General features: G+C 56.4%; 18 protein-coding genes. 13 read left to right on the forward strand and 5 right to left on the reverse strand.

Translation table 11 applies throughout. From position 1 onward, the window contains the following. The first annotated feature begins 9 nt into the window (after positions 1-9). The 12 genes from fdxH (at position 10) to lldD (ending at position 9614) form a co-directional block, all read left to right on the forward strand. Positions 10-894 carry a formate dehydrogenase subunit beta gene (gene fdxH, locus FOC35_RS03615; protein ID WP_172568173.1) on the forward strand — a complete coding sequence of 295 codons (885 nt, stop codon included), beginning with the start codon at positions 10-12 and terminating at the stop codon, positions 892-894. Beyond that, positions 881-1534, forward strand: coding sequence for a formate dehydrogenase-N subunit gamma (gene fdnI, locus FOC35_RS03620; protein ID WP_039899124.1), 654 nt, complete (start codon positions 881-883; stop codon positions 1532-1534). Before fdxH ends, fdnI begins: the two co-directional genes overlap by 14 nt. Before the next feature lie 208 nt (positions 1535-1742). Further along, positions 1743-2006 (forward strand): DUF1471 domain-containing protein, encoded by a 264-nt coding sequence (locus FOC35_RS03625; protein WP_371810744.1) that lies wholly within the window; start codon positions 1743-1745, stop codon positions 2004-2006. A gap of 26 nt (positions 2007-2032) precedes the next feature. Next, on the forward strand, positions 2033-2800 hold the full coding sequence (locus tag FOC35_RS03630; RefSeq protein WP_172568174.1) for an alpha/beta fold hydrolase: 768 nt from the start codon (positions 2033-2035) through the stop codon (positions 2798-2800). Between the two features lie 97 nt (positions 2801-2897). Beyond that, complete coding sequence (locus FOC35_RS03635) at positions 2898-3164, forward strand: DUF2282 domain-containing protein (RefSeq protein ID WP_172568175.1); 267 nt, start codon at positions 2898-2900, stop codon at positions 3162-3164. 18 nt (positions 3165-3182) lie between these two features. After that, positions 3183-4019, forward strand: coding sequence for a DUF692 domain-containing protein (locus FOC35_RS03640; RefSeq protein ID WP_172568176.1), 837 nt, complete (start codon positions 3183-3185; stop codon positions 4017-4019). Continuing rightward, positions 4016-4768 (forward strand): DNA-binding domain-containing protein, encoded by a 753-nt coding sequence (locus tag FOC35_RS03645; protein ID WP_172568177.1) that lies wholly within the window; start codon positions 4016-4018, stop codon positions 4766-4768. Before FOC35_RS03640 ends, FOC35_RS03645 begins: the two co-directional genes overlap by 4 nt. A 14-nt stretch (positions 4769-4782) precedes the next feature. Next, a complete protein-coding gene (locus FOC35_RS03650; protein ID WP_172568178.1) occupies positions 4783-5250 on the forward strand; it encodes a DoxX family protein in 468 nt (155 codons plus the stop codon). Positions 5251-5388: 138 nt separating this feature from the next. Next, entirely contained in the window at positions 5389-5784 is a 396-nt protein-coding gene (locus FOC35_RS03655; protein ID WP_172568179.1) for a cupin domain-containing protein, read from the forward strand. 250 nt (positions 5785-6034) lie between these two features. Next, positions 6035-7690: an L-lactate permease gene (lldP, locus tag FOC35_RS03660; protein ID WP_172568180.1), complete on the forward strand. Its 1656-nt coding sequence runs from the start codon at positions 6035-6037 to the stop codon at positions 7688-7690. After that, on the forward strand, positions 7687-8475 hold the full coding sequence (gene lldR, locus FOC35_RS03665; RefSeq protein WP_016535228.1) for a transcriptional regulator LldR: 789 nt from the start codon (positions 7687-7689) through the stop codon (positions 8473-8475). Before lldP ends, lldR begins: the two co-directional genes overlap by 4 nt. Next, entirely contained in the window at positions 8472-9614 is a 1143-nt protein-coding gene (gene lldD, locus FOC35_RS03670; RefSeq protein ID WP_172568181.1) for an FMN-dependent L-lactate dehydrogenase LldD, read from the forward strand. The genes lldR and lldD overlap by 4 nt, the downstream gene beginning before the upstream one ends. 88 nt (positions 9615-9702) lie before the next feature. Here the strand turns inward: lldD and ilvN are convergent, their stop codons facing one another. From ilvN to cstA, 5 genes are all read right to left on the reverse strand, one after another. Continuing rightward, complete coding sequence (ilvN, locus tag FOC35_RS03675) at positions 9703-9984, reverse strand: acetolactate synthase small subunit (RefSeq protein WP_016535226.1); 282 nt, start codon at positions 9982-9984, stop codon at positions 9703-9705. A 3-nt stretch (positions 9985-9987) separates the two neighbouring features. Continuing rightward, on the reverse strand, positions 9988-11676 hold the full coding sequence (gene ilvB / locus FOC35_RS03680; protein WP_172568182.1) for an acetolactate synthase large subunit: 1689 nt from the start codon (positions 11674-11676) through the stop codon (positions 9988-9990). A 108-nt stretch (positions 11677-11784) separates the two neighbouring features. Next, complete coding sequence (gene ivbL / locus FOC35_RS03685) at positions 11785-11883, reverse strand: ilvB operon leader peptide IvbL (protein ID WP_071704074.1); 99 nt, start codon at positions 11881-11883, stop codon at positions 11785-11787. Positions 11884-12046: 163 nt separating this feature from the next. Continuing rightward, entirely contained in the window at positions 12047-12244 is a 198-nt protein-coding gene (locus FOC35_RS03690) for a YbdD/YjiX family protein (protein ID WP_172568183.1), read from the reverse strand. A gap of 93 nt (positions 12245-12337) precedes the next feature. Continuing rightward, the gene (cstA, locus tag FOC35_RS03695) at positions 12338-14443 is read right to left on the reverse strand and encodes a pyruvate/proton symporter CstA (protein ID WP_172568184.1); all 2106 of its coding nucleotides are present in this window, start codon (positions 14441-14443) and stop codon (positions 12338-12340) included. A 390-nt stretch (positions 14444-14833) separates the two neighbouring features. Here cstA and FOC35_RS03700 point away from each other — a divergent pair, with 390 nt between their 5' ends. Next, positions 14834-17059: a TonB-dependent siderophore receptor gene (locus FOC35_RS03700; RefSeq protein ID WP_016535222.1), complete on the forward strand. Its 2226-nt coding sequence runs from the start codon at positions 14834-14836 to the stop codon at positions 17057-17059. Positions 17060-17133: the final 74 nt, after the last annotated feature.

Here is a 17133-nt window from a genome sequence, read left to right on the forward strand (position 1 = left end):
GAGAGAACAATGTCCATGCAATCTCAGGATATTATTAAACGTTCGGCGACCAACGGTTTTACGCCGCCGCCGCGGGTACGTGACTTCAAGGAAGAAGTCACCAAGCTCATCGATGTGTCGAGCTGCATTGGCTGTAAGGCTTGCCAAGTCGGCTGCTCGGAGTGGAACGACATCCGCGATGAGGTGGGGCACTGCGTTGGGGTGTACGACAACCCCGCAGATCTGAGCGCCAAATCCTGGACCGTGATGCGCTTTAGCGAAACCACGCAAAACGGCAAACTGGAATGGCTTATCCGCAAAGACGGCTGCATGCACTGCGAGGACCCGGGCTGCCTTAAGGCCTGCCCCTCCGCCGGAGCCATTATTCAGTACGCTAACGGCATTGTGGATTTTCAGTCGGAACACTGTATCGGCTGCGGCTACTGCATCGCCGGCTGCCCGTTCAACGTGCCTCGCCTGAATAAAGACGATAACCGCGTTTATAAATGCACCCTGTGCGTTGACCGGGTCAGCGTTGGCCAGGAACCGGCCTGCGTGAAAACCTGCCCAACCGGAGCGATACATTTTGGCAGCCGCAAAGAGATGCTTGAAATGGCGGACCAGCGCGTCGAAAAGCTAAAAAAACGCGGCTTCGAACACGCGGGCGTTTATAACCCGCAGGGCGTGGGCGGCACGCACGTTATTTATGTACTGCATCATGCCGACCAGCCGGAGCTGTACCACAACCTGCCGAAGGAGCCGAAAATCGACACCCCGGTCAACCTGTGGAAAGGCATACTCAAGCCGCTGTCGGCGATGGGATTCGTTGCCACATTTGCCGGGCTGATGTTCCACTATATCGGCGTTGGGCCGAACGAAGAGACGGACGAAGACGAGGAAGATAGCCATGAGTAAGATGATTGTCAGAACGAAATTCATCGACCGTGCCTGTCACTGGACGGTAGTGGTATGCTTCTTTCTTGTGTCGCTTTCAGGCATTGCGCTGTTTTTCCCCACGCTGCAATGGCTGACGGAAACGTTCGGTACGCCCCAAATGGGGCGTATTCTGCACCCGTACTTTGGCGTGGCTATTTTCGTCGCGCTGATGTTTATGTTCGCCCGTTTTGTGCATCACAACATTCCCGACAAGCAGGATTTACCCTGGCTGAAAGGCATTGTTGAAGTGCTGAAAGGCAACGAGCATAAAGTGGCTGATGTCGGGAAATATAACGCCGGGCAAAAGATGATGTTCTGGACCATTATGAGCATGATCTTCGTGCTGTTGGTAACCGGAATTATTATCTGGCGGCCCTGGTTCGCCGATTATTTCCCTATCTGGATGATTCGCTACGGCCTGCTTATCCACGCCGCTTCCGCCATTATTTTGATCCACGCCATCCTTATCCATATGTACATGGCATTTTGGGTGAAAGGCTCGATTAAAGGCATGATTGCCGGAAAGGTCAGCCGCCGCTGGGCGCAGAAACACCACCCGCGCTGGTATCGCGCCATCCGCGCCGCTGAAGCCAAAAAAGAGAGCCAGGAAGGGCTTTAACCTTCTTAATCGTGTCCTCTTCCCGCCCGGGGAGAGGGCTTTCTCACCAACGAATTGTGTTGTTATGTATCCACACCTCATTTAGCTAAACAACAAAACAAATCGCCCCGCGCCTGACACAGCCCGCATACAAAGAACGCGTTAAATAAGGCCATCCGCCAAACGTTACGGCGGCAACCCGTTTAACGAACTGATTCTTGCGAGGCTTATGATGAAACTTATCCGCAACCTGCTGCTCCCGCTGATTATCGCCGCTGCCGTTTCTCCGGCTTTTGCCGCCAAAGAAGTTAACCACGCTCAGGGGTTGGTCAAAATCGGCACCGTGTCTGAAAGCAGCGGCACCACCCTCTCCCTGAGCCAGCTCAACGCCAGCCTGGCTGCAAAAGCCGATAAAGCCGGTGCCAGCGCCTACCGCATCATTTCCGCCGGGGGCAATAACAGCTATTTCGGCAGCGCGGATATTTATCGCTAACGCTTTCTTTTTAAATGGAGAACAACATGAAACCATTGCGTAAGACGCTGCTGGCGCTGACAGCCGCCGGCCTGATGAGCGGGTTTGCCGCCCATGCTGAAACCCAGCACACCATTGTTTTAGTTCACGGAGCGTTCGCCGACGCTACCGGCAGCTGGGAGCAGGTGATCCCGGTGCTGCAAACGCGCCATTACGAAATTATCACCGCACAAATTCCTTTAACGTCGCTGGCGGATGACGTGGCGGCGACCAAACGAGCCATTGCCCGCGCCAAAGGCGACGTTATCCTGGTCGGCCATTCGTGGGGCGGAACGGTGATTACCGAAGCGGGCAACGATCCGAAAGTGAAAGGGCTGGTGTATATCAACGCCTTCGCACCTTCGCCCGGCCAGTCTACCGCTGACTTAGCCAACAGCTTCCCTGCTCCGCCGGGCAGCGCAAAAATTATCAAAGGGGCTGACGGTTTCCTGAGCCTCGATCCTAAGGCCGTCGCCACCGACTTCGCCCAGGACGCCACGCCTGAGGCGCAAAATATTATCGGCATCACCCAGATGCCCATTGCCGCCGCGAGTTTTACCGAGAAGGTGAGCAGCGCCGCCTGGCAGCAGAAGCCGAGCTGGTTCCTGGTCGGCAGCAATGACCGCATGATTAATCCGGACCTGGAACGTGCGATGGCGAAAAAGATTCACGCTCAAATAACCGAATTGCCGGTTAGCCATGTGCCGATGCTGTATGACCCGAAAAACGTCGCGCGCACTATTTTCAAAGCCGTGAATATTACCTCAGGCAATTAACCTGGTTTTATTTAATAAGGAGGAAATAACGCTCTTAATTAATCCCTGATTATTTAATTAACCTCAGTTTATTAACTTTGATTATCTGGAGAAAGATATGAACCGTATCGCTATGTCTGCTATTGCCCTGTCTCTGGTTTCTTTCAGCACCGCTTCTTTCGCCGCCGAATTAACCGGGCCTAATCTTGAGCGCTGTTTTGGTATTGCCAAAGCCGCAGATAACGACTGTAAAGCGGGCGCAGGAACCACCTGCGCGGGCACCTCAAAAGTCGATTACCAGAAAAACGCCTACAAGATGGTTCCGGCCGGGACCTGCACCTCTATCCAGACGCCCGGCGGCCGCGGCTCGCTGACCGAAGGCTAAATAACGGGGGCCACTCGCATGACAACAACGGAAAAACTCGGTGCCGGGCTGGGGTTAAAGCCCGGGCATTATGCGGAGGCTTACGCCAGCCCGCCGGACGTTTGGTATGAAGTCCATAGTGAAAATTACCTGATGCCGGGTGGCCCACGCAGAGAATGGCTGGAGGGGATTCGCCAGCAGCACGCAATTTCCCTGCATGGCGTTTCGCTCTCGCTGGCGGCAGACTCAGCGCCGGATGGCAAACTGCTAAAGCAGCTAAAGGCGCTTATTGACGATATAAAACCGGCTCTGGTTTCCGAGCACCTGGCCTGGTCACGCTGGGAAGGGGCTTATTACCCCGATCTGCTGCCGGTGCCGCGAACCACGCAGGTCATGAACCGGCTTATCGACAATATTAACCGTACACAGGATGCGCTGGGTCGCCAGATCTCGCTGGAAAATCCGACCCATTATTTGCAGATGCCCGAGCATGAGTTGGACGAAATTGAGTTTCTTACCGAGGTCAGCAACCGGACGCAATGCGGCCTGCTGCTGGATCTCAATAACGTCTGGCTCAGCGCCCATAATCTCGGATTTGATGCCGAAGCCTGGCTGGCACGCTTCCCTGTTGAGCGGATTACCGAACTCCATCTGGCGGGGTTCAACCGCGATGAAGGCGGCAGCGATTTGCTGATTGATAGCCATGACTCGCCGATATCTGCCGATGTCTGGCAGCTATATCAGCGCCTGATCCAGCGGGCTGGCGCAATACCTACGCTTATCGAGCGGGACGATAACCTGCCTGCATTTGCGGAGCTGATTGCAGAGCGGGAGCGAGCTCAGCAGATCCTCAATGCCGCCGGAGAGCAGCCATGAGTACAGCCCTGAGTCGCTATCAGCGGGCCTTTATTGGCGCAATTTATGGCGAAGATTCGCCGGAACTGGCTCACCTGCTGAGCCAGCCGGGTTTTGCGGTCTACCGCAACGGCGTATTGAAAGCCTGTATTGACGCCCTGGAGGCTAATTTCCCCAGCGTTGCCAGACTGACGGGCAGCGAGTTTTTTCGGGAAATGGCTCGCAGCTACGCGCTTGAACAGCAGCCAACAGAAGGAGAATTGATTCTCTATGGCAAGAGCTTTCCCGCCTTTGTCGAGGCTTACCCTGCGGCGGGCGAACTGCCCTATTTAAGCGCGGTGGCGCAGCTGGACTGGCTGTGGCTGGAGGTTTTTTGCGCCAAAGACTCGCCGCCGCTGGATACCAACGCGCTGGTACAGCTCTCAACCGATGCGCTGGCTATGCGGAAATTAAAACTGCGGGACGGCGTGCGCTGGCAATGGCACCCGACCTTACCGGCCTTCACCCTCTGGCAGTTCAATCGCTATGGGCTGGAAGCGCCAGAAAACATCGCCTGGCGTGCAGAGGGCGCTCTGCTGGTGCGGCAGCAACGGCAGATAGTTGCCGGGCCTTTAAGCCGGGGCGGAGCCGTGTTTCTTTCCGCCTGCCACGGCGGCGCGAGCCTTCAACAGGCAAGCGAGCGGGCATTGCTGGCAGAGCCCGCATTACCTCTCGGCACTTTTTTCAGCCACATGTTACACAGCGGCGTTTTTGCCGCCCCGGAACGTTAACCATTGAGGCCACTATGAAAACGACTGAATTTTCTTCCCCGGAGCACGGGTTACGCTCGCTGTGGAATAACGCCTGGCGCACTCTTGAGCGCTACGTGAGTGATAACCTGTTATTGCTGATTGCCCGCGTCGGCATCGCCGCCGTATTTTTCCTGTCCGGCCGCACTAAAGTGACCGGTTTTATGACCTTAAAACCATCCACCTACGAGCTGTTTCGCACCGAATACGCGCTACCGCTGATTCCCTACGATATTGCCGCTCACCTGGCGACGCTGGCCGAACATGGCTTCCCCGTGTTGCTGGTTCTTGGCCTGTTTTCACGCTTCGCCGCCGCAGGACTGCTGTTTATGACGCTGGTGATTGAAATCTTCGTCTACCCGGATGCATGGCCAACGCACCTGATCTGGGGCGGGCTGCTGCTGCTCATCCTCTCCCGGGGCGCAGGCCGCTGGTCGCTCGACCGTTTATTTAGGCTGGTTTAAATCTCTCGCCGGGACCTGGTTCTGACTGAGACTCATGAATCCCATTCATAGGTTCTTGCAGATTTCACCGGCTAGTGCCCTTTCTGGATCGGGTCTACTGTATTTCTACGCACAGTAACGTTCTACCTGGAGAAGACGATGAAAATTACCCGCAGCGGCTCGCTGCCCTCGCAAAAAGGGCCTGATAATTATTTTACCGGCACGGTTCGCATCGATGCTCCGTTCAGCGGCAGCGATAACGCCCGCGTGGGCGGCGCTACGGTAACTTTCGAACCCGGCGCACGTACCGCCTGGCATACCCATCCCCTCGGGCAGACGCTCATCATCACCCAGGGGCGGGGATGGTTACAGGAATGGGGCGGCGAAATTCAGGAGATGCATCAGGGCGATATTGTATGGATACCGGAAGGCGTTAAGCACTGGCACGGCGCTTCGCCACAAACCGCGATGACCCATATCGCCATCGCCGAGTCGCTAAACGGCAGCCCGGTTGAGTGGCTGGAAAAGGTCAGCGACGAGCAGTACAAAAAATAACGACGGTTTTTCCCCTCCTCGCCAGCAACTTTAACATTCCGCCTCTTTTCCTCCCGGAAAAGGGGCTTTTTTGGTCCTACCAATTCAGATAAAAACGTGCACTTTTCTACAAAACGCCGATAAACCCTCGCCAGACCGTTGCCAACGATTAACACAAAGTTAACCATTAGCCATCATTTGCTCTACATAACAAAATTGGTCCTACCAATCTAATAAGAAACGATACACGCATCACCCTGGAGAATCCTGCATGCAAGTCTGGCAACAACTCTACGATCCGCTCGGGAATATCTGGCTGTCCAGCCTGATTGCGGCTATCCCGATCCTGTTTTTCTTCTTCGCGCTGATTAAGCTGCGGATGAAGGGCTATAAAGCCGCCACGTTGACGGTCATTCTCGCCCTGTTGGTTGCCCTGTTTTTGTACCGCATGCCGGTGGACAGAGCGCTTGCCTCGGTTGTTTATGGTTTCTTTTATGGCCTGTGGCCAATAGCCTGGATAATTGTTGCCGCGGTCTTTGTGTATAAGATTTCCGTCAAAACCGGGCAGTTCGACATTATTCGCTCGTCTATCCTGTCGATTACGCCGGACCAGCGTCTGCAAATGTTGATTGTCGGTTTCTCGTTCGGCGCGTTTCTGGAAGGTGCCGCAGGGTTTGGGGCGCCGGTCGCCATTACCGCCGCGCTGCTGGTTGGCCTGGGCTTTAAGCCGCTTTACGCCGCCGGGCTGTGCCTGATAGTCAACACCGCACCGGTCGCCTTCGGCGCAATGGGGATCCCGATTATTGTTGCCGGCCAGGTCACCGGGCTGGACAGCTTCGAAATCGGCCAGATGGTTGGCCGCCAACTGCCGTTCCTGACAATTATCGTGCTGTTCTGGATCATGGCGATTATGGATGGCTGGCGCGGCATCAAAGAGACGTGGCCTGCGGTGATGGTCGCCGGGGGATCATTTGCTATCGCCCAGTATCTTAGCTCCAACTTCATCGGCCCTGAGCTACCGGATATTATCTCCTCCCTGGTGTCGCTGGTGTGCCTGACGGCCTTCCTGCGCGTATGGAAGCCGGTGCGTATTTTCCGCTTTGATAACATAGATGAAGCAGCTGGCGAGCAGGCTGTTGCGCCGCAGAAATACAGCGGGCGGCAGATTGTTCGGGCGTGGATGCCGTTCCTGTTTTTAACCGCCACCGTTACGCTGTGGAGCATACCGCCGTTTAAAGCGCTGTTTGCTAAAGGCGGAGCGCTGGCAGACTGGGTCTATAATTTCTCAGTGCCGTTTCTCGACAACCTGGTCGCCAAAATGCCACCGGTCGTTGCCGCAAGCGCGCCCTATGCGGCGGTCTACAAGTTCGACTGGTTCTCCGCGACCGGCACCGCCATCCTGGTGGCCGCGCTGATTTCGATTGTTTACCTGCGCATGAAGCCAAAAGCGGCGCTGGTAACCTTCGGGGAAACGCTGAAGGAGCTGGCGCTGCCGATTTACTCCATCGGCATGGTGCTGGCGTTTGCGTTTATTTCAAACTATTCCGGGCTGTCGGCGACGCTGGCTCTGGCGCTGGCCCATACCGGCCACGCCTTTACCTTCTTCTCGCCGTTCCTCGGCTGGCTGGGCGTGTTCCTGACCGGTTCAGACACCTCCTCCAACGCGCTGTTTGCCGCATTACAGGCCACAACGGCGCAGCAGATTGGCGTTTCAGACCTGCTGCTGGTGGCGGCTAATACCACCGGCGGAGTAACCGGCAAGATGATTTCGCCGCAGTCTATCGCCATTGCCTGCGCCGCGGTGGGGCTGGTAGGTAAGGAGTCAGACCTGTTCCGCTTTACCGTGAAACACAGCCTGATATTCACCTGCATGGTGGGCGTAATTACCACGCTGCAGGCTTATGTTTTAACCTGGATGATCCCATGACCCAAGCTGTACCGCGCCTTGCCGACCAGATGGTTGAACGTGTTAAGGCGCTGATTAATGAACGTAAACTGGAGGCGGGCATGCGGTTGCCCGCCGAACGTCAGCTCGCCGCCGAGCTGGGCTGTTCGCGGTCTATTTTGCGCGAAGCCATTCAGAAGCTAATTGGTGAAGGCGTGCTTGCCAGCCGCCGTGGCGGCGGCACTTATCTTCGTTACCAAATAGAACAGTGGTCGGAACAACGTATTGTTCAGCCGCTGAAAACGCTGGTTGAGGGCGATCCTAACTATCAGCTGGATATCCTCGAAGCGCGCCACACTATCGAGGGCAGCACGGCCTGGTATGCGGCAATGCGCGCCACGCCAGCCGATAAAGAAAAACTGATCGCCTGTTTTGACGCCACCCTCAAGTTTAAAGAAAGCGATGACCCGGATCTTGCGGCCCAGGCCGACGTGCGGTTTCACCTTGCGATTGCCGAAGCCTCGCACAATATCGTGCTGCTCCAGACCATGCGCGGATTCTTCGATCTGCTGCAATCCTCGGTGCTGCACAGCCGCCAGCGCATGTATACCGTTCCGGCTATTTTCGCCGGGCTTACCGAACAGCACGACGAGCTGTTGAAAGCCATACTCGCGGGCGATGCCGAGCGGGCAAGGCGTGCCGCCCAGTCGCACCTGGGGTTTGTCCACTCCACGATTAAAACCCTGCAAGAAGATGAAGCCCGACAGGCACGTATTACCCGCCTCCCGGACGAAGCAAGTGATGAAAAAAGGGAACAGAAACGATGATTATTTCCGCAGCAACCGACTACCGTGCCGCCGCCGAGCGCATTCTGCCGCCATTTTTATTCCACTATATCGACGGGGGAGCCTACGCGGAGCACACCCTTAAGCGTAACGTGGAAGATCTGGCGCAGGTGGCTCTCCGGCAGCGCGTGTTGAAAAATATGTCGGCGCTGAGTCTCGAAACCAAACTGTTTAACGAAACGCTGTCAATGCCGGTCGCCCTTGCGCCCGTTGGGCTGTGCGGTATGTATGCCCGTCGCGGTGAAGTGCAGGCGGCGAAGGCCGCAGCCGCCAAAGGCATTCCCTTCACGCTGTCGACGGTTTCGGTGTGCCCGATTGAAGAAGTGGCCCCGGCTATCAACCGCCCTATGTGGTTCCAGCTTTATGTCCTGAAAGACAGAGGATTTATGCGCAACGCGCTGGAGCGGGCAAAAGCCGCCGGCTGCTCAACGCTGGTGTTTACCGTGGATATGCCAACGCCGGGTGCCCGCTATCGCGACGCCCACTCGGGGATGAGCGGCCCGAACGCCGCGCTGCGCCGCTATATGCAGGCGGTTACGCATCCTCAGTGGTCGTGGGATGTAGGGCTGAACGGTCGCCCGCATGATTTGGGCAATATTTCCGCCTACCTGGGCAAACCGACCGGGCTGGAAGATTACATTGGCTGGCTGGCAAAAAACTTTGACCCGTCTATCTCCTGGAGCGACCTGGAGTGGATCCGTGAGTTCTGGGATGGCCCGATGGTAATTAAGGGGATCCTTGATGCCGAAGATGCGAAAGATGCGGTGCGTTTTGGCGCGGATGGGATAGTGGTATCTAACCACGGTGGCCGCCAGCTGGACGGCGTGCTTTCTTCCGCTCGCGCCCTGCCCGCCATCGCCGATGCGGTGAAAGGCGACATCGCTATTCTGGCCGATAGCGGTATTCGCAACGGTCTCGACGTGGTACGCATGATTGCGCTGGGCGCGGATACCGTGCTGCTGGGCCGCGCTTTCCTCTACGCCCTGGCGACCTACGGCCAAGCCGGAGTCAGCAACCTGCTGGACCTGATAGAGAAAGAGATGCGGGTAGCGATGACACTAACCGGCGCACGCTCCATCGCTGAAATTACCCCAGAGCTGCTGGTTCGCCAGGGGCTATAGCGGAATGCCGCTCCTTCGGCATGGGTTCCACTCTGCGCTGTAATCAATGACGGGGCTTTCAAAAAATGGGTTGAAAGCCTCATTTCATTTACTGCACAAAGGCGGTTAGTCGGTTGAAAATGCCCGGGTCATCGGCATGGCGGATGATTTGCACCACGTCTTCCAGCTTATCGACCTGGCTAACCATCTGCTCAAGGCGGCTGTCGTCCTCAACCTGTAGCCAGATGCGGCTCTGGTCGCCTTCCGGCAGCGGCAGGCATAGGATGCCTTCTACGTTAAATGCGCGGCGGGCAAACAGGCCGCAGATATGAGACATCACGCCCGGATGGTTGCGTACCGTAAGTTCCAGAATAACGGTTGATTGCTGCATGGCTTACTCTCCAATCATCTGAGTGTTGGCGGCGCCCGGCGGCACCATCGGGAATACTTTTTCGTCCGCGTCGATGCGCACATGAATCAGGCACGGCCCCGGGCGGGAAATCGCCTCCTGGAGCGCAGCCTGCGGATCTTCTGCCTGGTTTAAATCGCAGGTGGCGAGGCCAAAACCGCGCGCAATGGTCAGGAAGTCGGTCATGCCCGGGTAGGTCGCGGCAAAGATATTTTGCTGATAGAACAGGGTTTGCTGCTGATGAACCAGCCCCAGCGCCTGGTTGTTCATCAGGATGATTTTCACATCCAGATTGTTTTCCGCTGCGGTAGCCATTTCCTGAATATTCATCATCAGGCTGCCGTCGCCGGAGAAGCACAGCACTTTTCTCGTCGGCTCAGCCAGCGCCGCGCCAACCGCAGCCGGTAAGCCGAAGCCCATAGTGCCCAGCCCGCCGGAAGTCAGCCACTGGCGAGGGCGATTAAGCGGATAAGCCTGAGCCACCCACATCTGATGCTGGCCCACATCGGTCGTTATGATTGCTTCGTCATCCACGCAGGCCGCCGCCGCTTTAATAAGCCCGTAAGGCATCAGCGGGTTGTCCTCACCCGGCATGGCAAACGGGAACTCGCGCTGCAAATTAGCGACCGTTTGCAGCCATTCGCCGCGCGGCAGCGCTTTAGTCTGCGGGGTGAGCTGGCGCAGCACTTCACCTACATCGCCGCGAATCGCTACGTGTGCCTGCTTAATTTTACCCAGCTCGGCGCGGTCGATATCCACATGGATAATTTTGGCGTTCGGGCAGAATTCTTCTGTTTTGCCGATAGCGCGGTCATCAAAGCGTGCGCCGAGCACAATCAGCAGATCGGCTTCATGAAGAATGAAGTTGGTGCTGCGCGCGCCGTGCATGCCCAGCATGCCGAGAGAAAGAGGGTGCCGCGCCGGAAGGGTCCCCAGCGCCATCAGCGTCATGGTTGTTGGCAGCCCGGCACGCTCAGCCAGTTCGCGAGCCTGCTCCGCTGCGCCCGCGCTGATAATTCCGCCGCCAAGGTACAATACCGGGCGTTTAGCTTCGTTAATCATCGCCGCCGCGCGGGCAATGTCCTGATGGTCGAAGGCCGGGGCAGCAGAAGGAAGTGCCACTTCCGGCAGTTCGGTAATCTCAATTTCTGCGGTCTGAATATCTTTCGGAATGTCTATCCATACCGGGCCAGGGCGGCCGGACTGGGCGATACGGAATGCGTCGGTAATCACCTGCGGCAGGTCGCTGATGCTGCGCACCAGGTAGTTATGCTTGGTAATGGGAATCGAAATGCCGTAGGTATCGACTTCCTGGAAAGCGTCCGCCCCGATCATCGAGGTAGGAACCTGCCCGGTAATACAAACCAGAGGGATGGAATCGAGGCGGGCGTCGGCAATCGCGGTGACCAGGTTGGTCGCCCCCGGACCGCTACAGGCGATGCAGACCGCAGGTTTACCGCTGGTGCGCGCCATGCCCTGCGCCATAAACCCTGCGCCCTGCTCGTGGCGCGCCAGGACATGGCGAATGCGGGTGCTTTGGCTCAGCGCATTGTAGAGCGGCAATACCGTGCCGCCAGGAATACCGCTAACTGTGGTAATGCCATGATGTTCCAGCATTTTTACAATCAGCTCTGCGCCGGTGATGCGCTGTGAGGGTGTGTCCGAAATTGCCATGCTCCAGTCCTTCTTATTAGCCGGTTCGCTTCTGGGCAGGCACTTAAAACAAAAAACCCCGCCCGGTTTGCGCCGGCGGGGTTTGGAATCGATACGTTGATTCAGTCCCTACGGCGCATTGCCGACGACCACCACCACACGCACGACGACCACCGCGGCTGGTAGCGCGGTAATTAGTAGGGTCGAAGTTTGCAGGGAATGAGTCATGGGTTTCCTGAATTAGCGTTAAAAGTCGTCATTGATAAAATCACACTCGCCAGTTTCGCACAACAGGATTTTCGCCTGGTGTTAAAAAATACGCCGAACGTCACATTTGATTTACATTCTGACTGCAACATCCATAGAGTCAATCTAATGCATTTCACCTGTTTTAGCAGCAGCGAGCGCCGCCTTTACCGCCGTAGCGCGCGTCCTGGCGTTCGCGGAAAAACTCTTCATAAGTCATCGGCGTCTGTTCCGGGTGGGTCAAACGCATATGCTGCACGTAATTGTCGTAGTCCGGGACGCCGACCATCAGTTTTGCTGCCTGGCCGAGGTATTTTCCGGCTTTGGACAGAGTATCGAACATAATGCCTCCAGTGGGTTGCCCCTCACACCGGCCCTCTCCCCAAAGGGGAGAGAGGGAAATGATGAGGTAAGAGAGTGAGGGTGAGGGTAAAAATCAGTGCACGCTTTTTGCCCTGGCCACAATCTCCTGATAATTCTCCGGCATTGGCTCATACGGCGTCTCGTTAGCCGTCGGCTTATCTGACCTCAGAGCTTTGAGCGCGGTTTTCAGCGAGAACCAGGCCAGCACCACCACAACCACCATAAAGAAGATAGTCAGGCCGGCATCCAGCCGGTTGTTAAACACCAGTTGGCTAAGCTGCGACTGAGTGTACTGCGCCGGAATATTGCCGCTGTCGATCATCGACTGGAACTTATTGGCGATGGCGAGGAAGCCCACTTTTGCATCTGAGCTGAACGCTTTCTGCCAGCCTGCCGTCAGGGTACAAATCAGCAGCCATGCGGTTGGCACCAGAGCCACCCAGGCATAACGCTGTTTCTTCATCTTGAACAGCACCACGGCACAAAGCATCAACGCCATGCCCGCCAGCATCTGGTTGGCGATGCCGAACAGCGGCCACAGCGTGTTAATGCCGCCCAATGGATCAACCACGCCCTGATGCAGGAAATAGCCCCAGGCCAGCACGCAAAGCGCGGTGGCGAGCAGGTTGGCCGGCAGCGAGTCGGTTTTCTTCAGCCCCGGAGATATTACGCCCAGTAAATCCTGCAACATGAAACGTGCGGCGCGCGTACCGGCATCCACCGCCGTCAGGATAAACAGCGCCTCAAACAGAATCGCAAAGTGATACCAGAACGAGACGTCCATCAGCCCGCCCAGCGCGCCGTGCAGAATATAAGCCATCCCAACGGCAAGCGTAGGTGCGCCACCGGCACGAGAGATGATGCTCTGCTCGCCCACTTCGTTGGCGATATTTGTTAGCGTGTCCGGCGTAATGTGGAAGCCCCAGCCGCTAACAACCTGCGCCGCAGAAGCCACTACGTCAGCCGTTCCCGCTGGAGCAAGCACCGCCATCGGGCTGTTCATCGCAAAATAAACGCCGGGGTCAATCACGCAGGCAGCAACCAGCGCCATGATCGCAACAAAGGACTCCATCAGCATGCCGCCGTAGCCGATAAAGCAGGCCTGATTTTCGTTAGCCAGCATTTTCGGCGTAGTGCCGGAGGCAATCAGCGCGTGGAAGCCGGAAACCGCCCCGCAGGCGATGGTGATAAACAGGAACGGGAACAGGTCGCCGCTCCACACCGGGCCGGTGCCATCGATGAATTTTGTTAATGATGGCATTTGCAGCGTCGGGCGCATGATGAGGATGCCCACCGCCAGCCCGATAATGGTGCCAATTTTCAGGAAAGTGGACAGGTAATCACGCGGCGCAAGCAGCAGCCAGACCGGCAGCACGGCGGCCACAAAGCCGTAGCCCACCAGCATCCAGGTTAGCTGCACGCCGGTATAGTCGAAGTACGGTGCCCAGGTTTCGCTCTGCGCCACCCAGCCGCCGGAAATAATGGCAAAGACCAGCATCACCAGGCCGATAATCGACACTTCGCCGATGCGCCCCGGCCGCAGGTAGCGGATATAAATGCCCATAAATATAGCCAGAGGAATGGTAAAGGCAACGGTGTAAGTCCCCCACGGGCTATGGGTTAGCGCCTTCACAACAATCATCGCCAGTACCGCAAGGATGATGACCATTATCATGAAGCAGGCGACCAGGGCGATAACCCCGGCGGTGTTGCCCATCTCTTCTTTTACCAGCTCACCCAGGGAGCGCCCGTCGCGACGGGTAGAGACGAACAGTACCATAAAGTCCTGTACCGCACCGGCCAGCACCACGCCCGCCAGCAGCCAGAGCATGCCGGGTAGATAGCCCATTTGCGCCGCAAGTACCGGCCCCACCAGCGGCCCCGCCCCGGCGATAGCCGCAAAGTGGTGCCCAAACAGCACTTTTTTATCCGTTGGAACGTAGTCGAGGCCGTCGTTATGGCGCACGGCCGGGGTCATGCGTGTGGCATCCACCGTTAATACGCGTTTAGCGATAAACAGGCCGTAATAGCGGTAGGCGATGAGATAAATACAAACAGAAGCAATCACTATCCACAGGGCGTTGATCTGCTCTCCGCGGTTGAGTGCAATGTAACCGAGGGCGAACGCGCCAACTAAGGCGAGCACGACCCAGACGAGGTGTTTCCCAAATCTATCCATAATTTTGTCCGTTTTCTAATTGGATATCGAGAGTTGTTACATTTTGTATCTAGCCTGGAATGTCTTTTCTCACAATCTGAACCCGCCAAAATGGCCGCCCTTTACGCGACTTTGTTAATAAGATCACTCTAATTTGTGTCATTCAGGTAATGGCCGAGGTCAATTCTGGAATATCAGGTTGATGAATAGTTAATGACCATTTTGATAACCCACGCTAATTAATAAGCCGCCTTAATTGATCCAAAGATGCAACTGAGAAATAAATTGATAATTATTTTCATTTGCAATAGCGTGTTGCCGCAGTTTCAACATCAGGCACTTCTGCCGCGTCCTTTCCTTATTTGGGAATGGAGCTAACCGGGACGCTGGCGGTGACACTCAGGACAGATAATGAATAATAAATTTTCTTACTCCCTCGCCACTCTGGTGAGTCTGGGCATTTATGGCATTGCCCTTCCCGCTTCGGCGCAGACCGCGCCGGTAGAGAATGAAGACACTCTGGTGGTGACCGCGGCGCAGCAAACGCTCCAGGCGCCGGGCGTGTCGATTATCAGCGCCGATGAGCTAAAGAAGCGCCCACCCGCGCGCGACATCTCTGAAATTGTGCGCACCATGCCGGGGGTTAACCTTACCGGCAACTCCACCAGCGGCCAGCGCGGCAACGGCCGCCAGATAGATATTCGCGGCATGGGGCCGGAAAACACCCTCATCCTGATTGACGGTAAACCAGTGACCAGCCGTAACGCCGTGCGCCTTGGCTGGCGCGGCGAACGTGATACCCGCGGCGACGCCTCCTGGGTGCCGCCGGAAATGATCGACAGTATCGAAGTTATTCGCGGCCCGGCGGCGGCTCGCTACGGTAACGGCGCGGCAGGCGGCGTGGTAAACATCATTACCAAACGCAGCAGCAATGAATTCCACGGCAGCTGGAATACCTATTTCAACGTGCCTGAGCATAAAGATGAAGGCTCGACCAAACGCACTAACTTCAACCTCACCGGCCCGCTGGGCGGCGACGTAAGCTTCCGTCTTTACGGCAACCTGGACAAAACGCAGGCCGATGCCTGGGACATTAACCAGGGGCATCAGTCTCTGCGTACCGGCTCTTACGCCAGCACGCTGCCCGCCGGGCGTGAAGGCGTTATCCATAAAGATATCAACGGCCTGTTGCGCTGGGAATTTGCCCCAATGCAGGCGCTGGAGTTTGAAACCGGCTACAGCCGCCAGGGTAACCTCTACGCGGGCGATACCCAGAACACCAACAGCAATCAGCTGGTGAAGGACAATTACGGCAAAGAGACCAACCGTCTTTATCGCCAGAATTATTCCGTCACCTGGACGGGCGGCTGGGATAACGGCGTAACCACCAACTCTTATGTTCAGTATGAGCACACCCGCAACACGCGCGTGAACGAAGGGCTGGCCGGCGGCACCGAGGGCATTTTCTCCAACGGCCAGTTCTCTGATATCGATCTAAGCGACGTGCTGCTGCACAGCGAAGCCAGCGTGCCGTTCGAGCTGCTGGTGAACCAGAATCTGACCTTCGGCAGCGAGTGGAACCAACAGCGCATGAAGGACGGTTCGTCCAATACTCAGTCCCTGAGCGAAGGCGGCGCTATCCCGGGCGTCTCTTCCACCAACCGCAGCCCCTACTCGAAAGCGCAAATTTTCTCGCTGTTTGCGGAAAACAACATGGAGCTGACCAGCAGCACCATGCTGACGCCGGGACTGCGCTTCGACCACCACTCCATCGTCGGTGACAACTGGAGCCCGTCGCTCAACCTCTCCCAGGAGTTGACCGACGACCTGACGCTGAAGCTCGGCATCGCCCGCGCCTATAAAGCGCCGAGCCTGTACCAGACCAACCCTAACTATGTTCTCTACAGCCGCGGCCAGGGCTGTGCAGCCAGCGGCGGAGCCTGCTACCTGATGGGTAATGAGGATTTGAAAGCCGAGACCAGCATCAACAAAGAAATTGGCCTCGAATTCAAGCGCGACGGCTATCAGGCAGGGATAACCTGGTTCCGCAACGATTATCGCAACAAGATTGAGTCCGGCTATTCACCGATTGCTTCCAACAGCAAGAAGACCGATATCTACCAGTGGAACAACGTGCCGAAAGCCGTTGTTGAGGGGCTGGAAGGCACCGTCAACCTGCCGCTGACCGATACCGTAAGCTGGAACAATAACCTGACGTATATGCTGCAAAGCAAAAACAAAGAGACCGGCGATCGCCTGTCGATCATCCCGGAATATACGCTGAACTCTACGCTTAGCTGGCAGGTTCAACCGGACGTTTCGCTGCAAAGCACCCTGACGTGGTACGGCAAACAGCAGCCGAAAAAGTACAACTATAAGGGCACTCCGGTGACGGGAAGCGATACCAACGAAGTGAGCCCTTACAGCATTATTGGTATGAGCGCGACATGGGATGCCACCAAAAACGTCAGCTTAACCGCCGGTGTCGACAACCTGCTCGACAAGCGCCACTGGCGCGCGGGTAATGCCCAGACGACCGGGAACGACACCACTAAATCTTATATGTATGGCGCAGGTGCCCAGACCTACAACGAGTCCGGCCGCACTTACTATATGAGCGTTAACACTCACTTCTAAACCCCAGGCGGGAGGCGCTTTACGTCTCCTGCCTCTCTCTTTTTTATCCCCGTAGATTAAAAAATCGCTTGATG

Origin of the sequence: Cedecea sp. FDAARGOS_727, assembly GCF_012273235.1 — a bacterium.
In the GTDB taxonomy this organism is placed as follows: Bacteria; Pseudomonadota; Gammaproteobacteria; order Enterobacterales; family Enterobacteriaceae; genus Cedecea; species Cedecea davisae.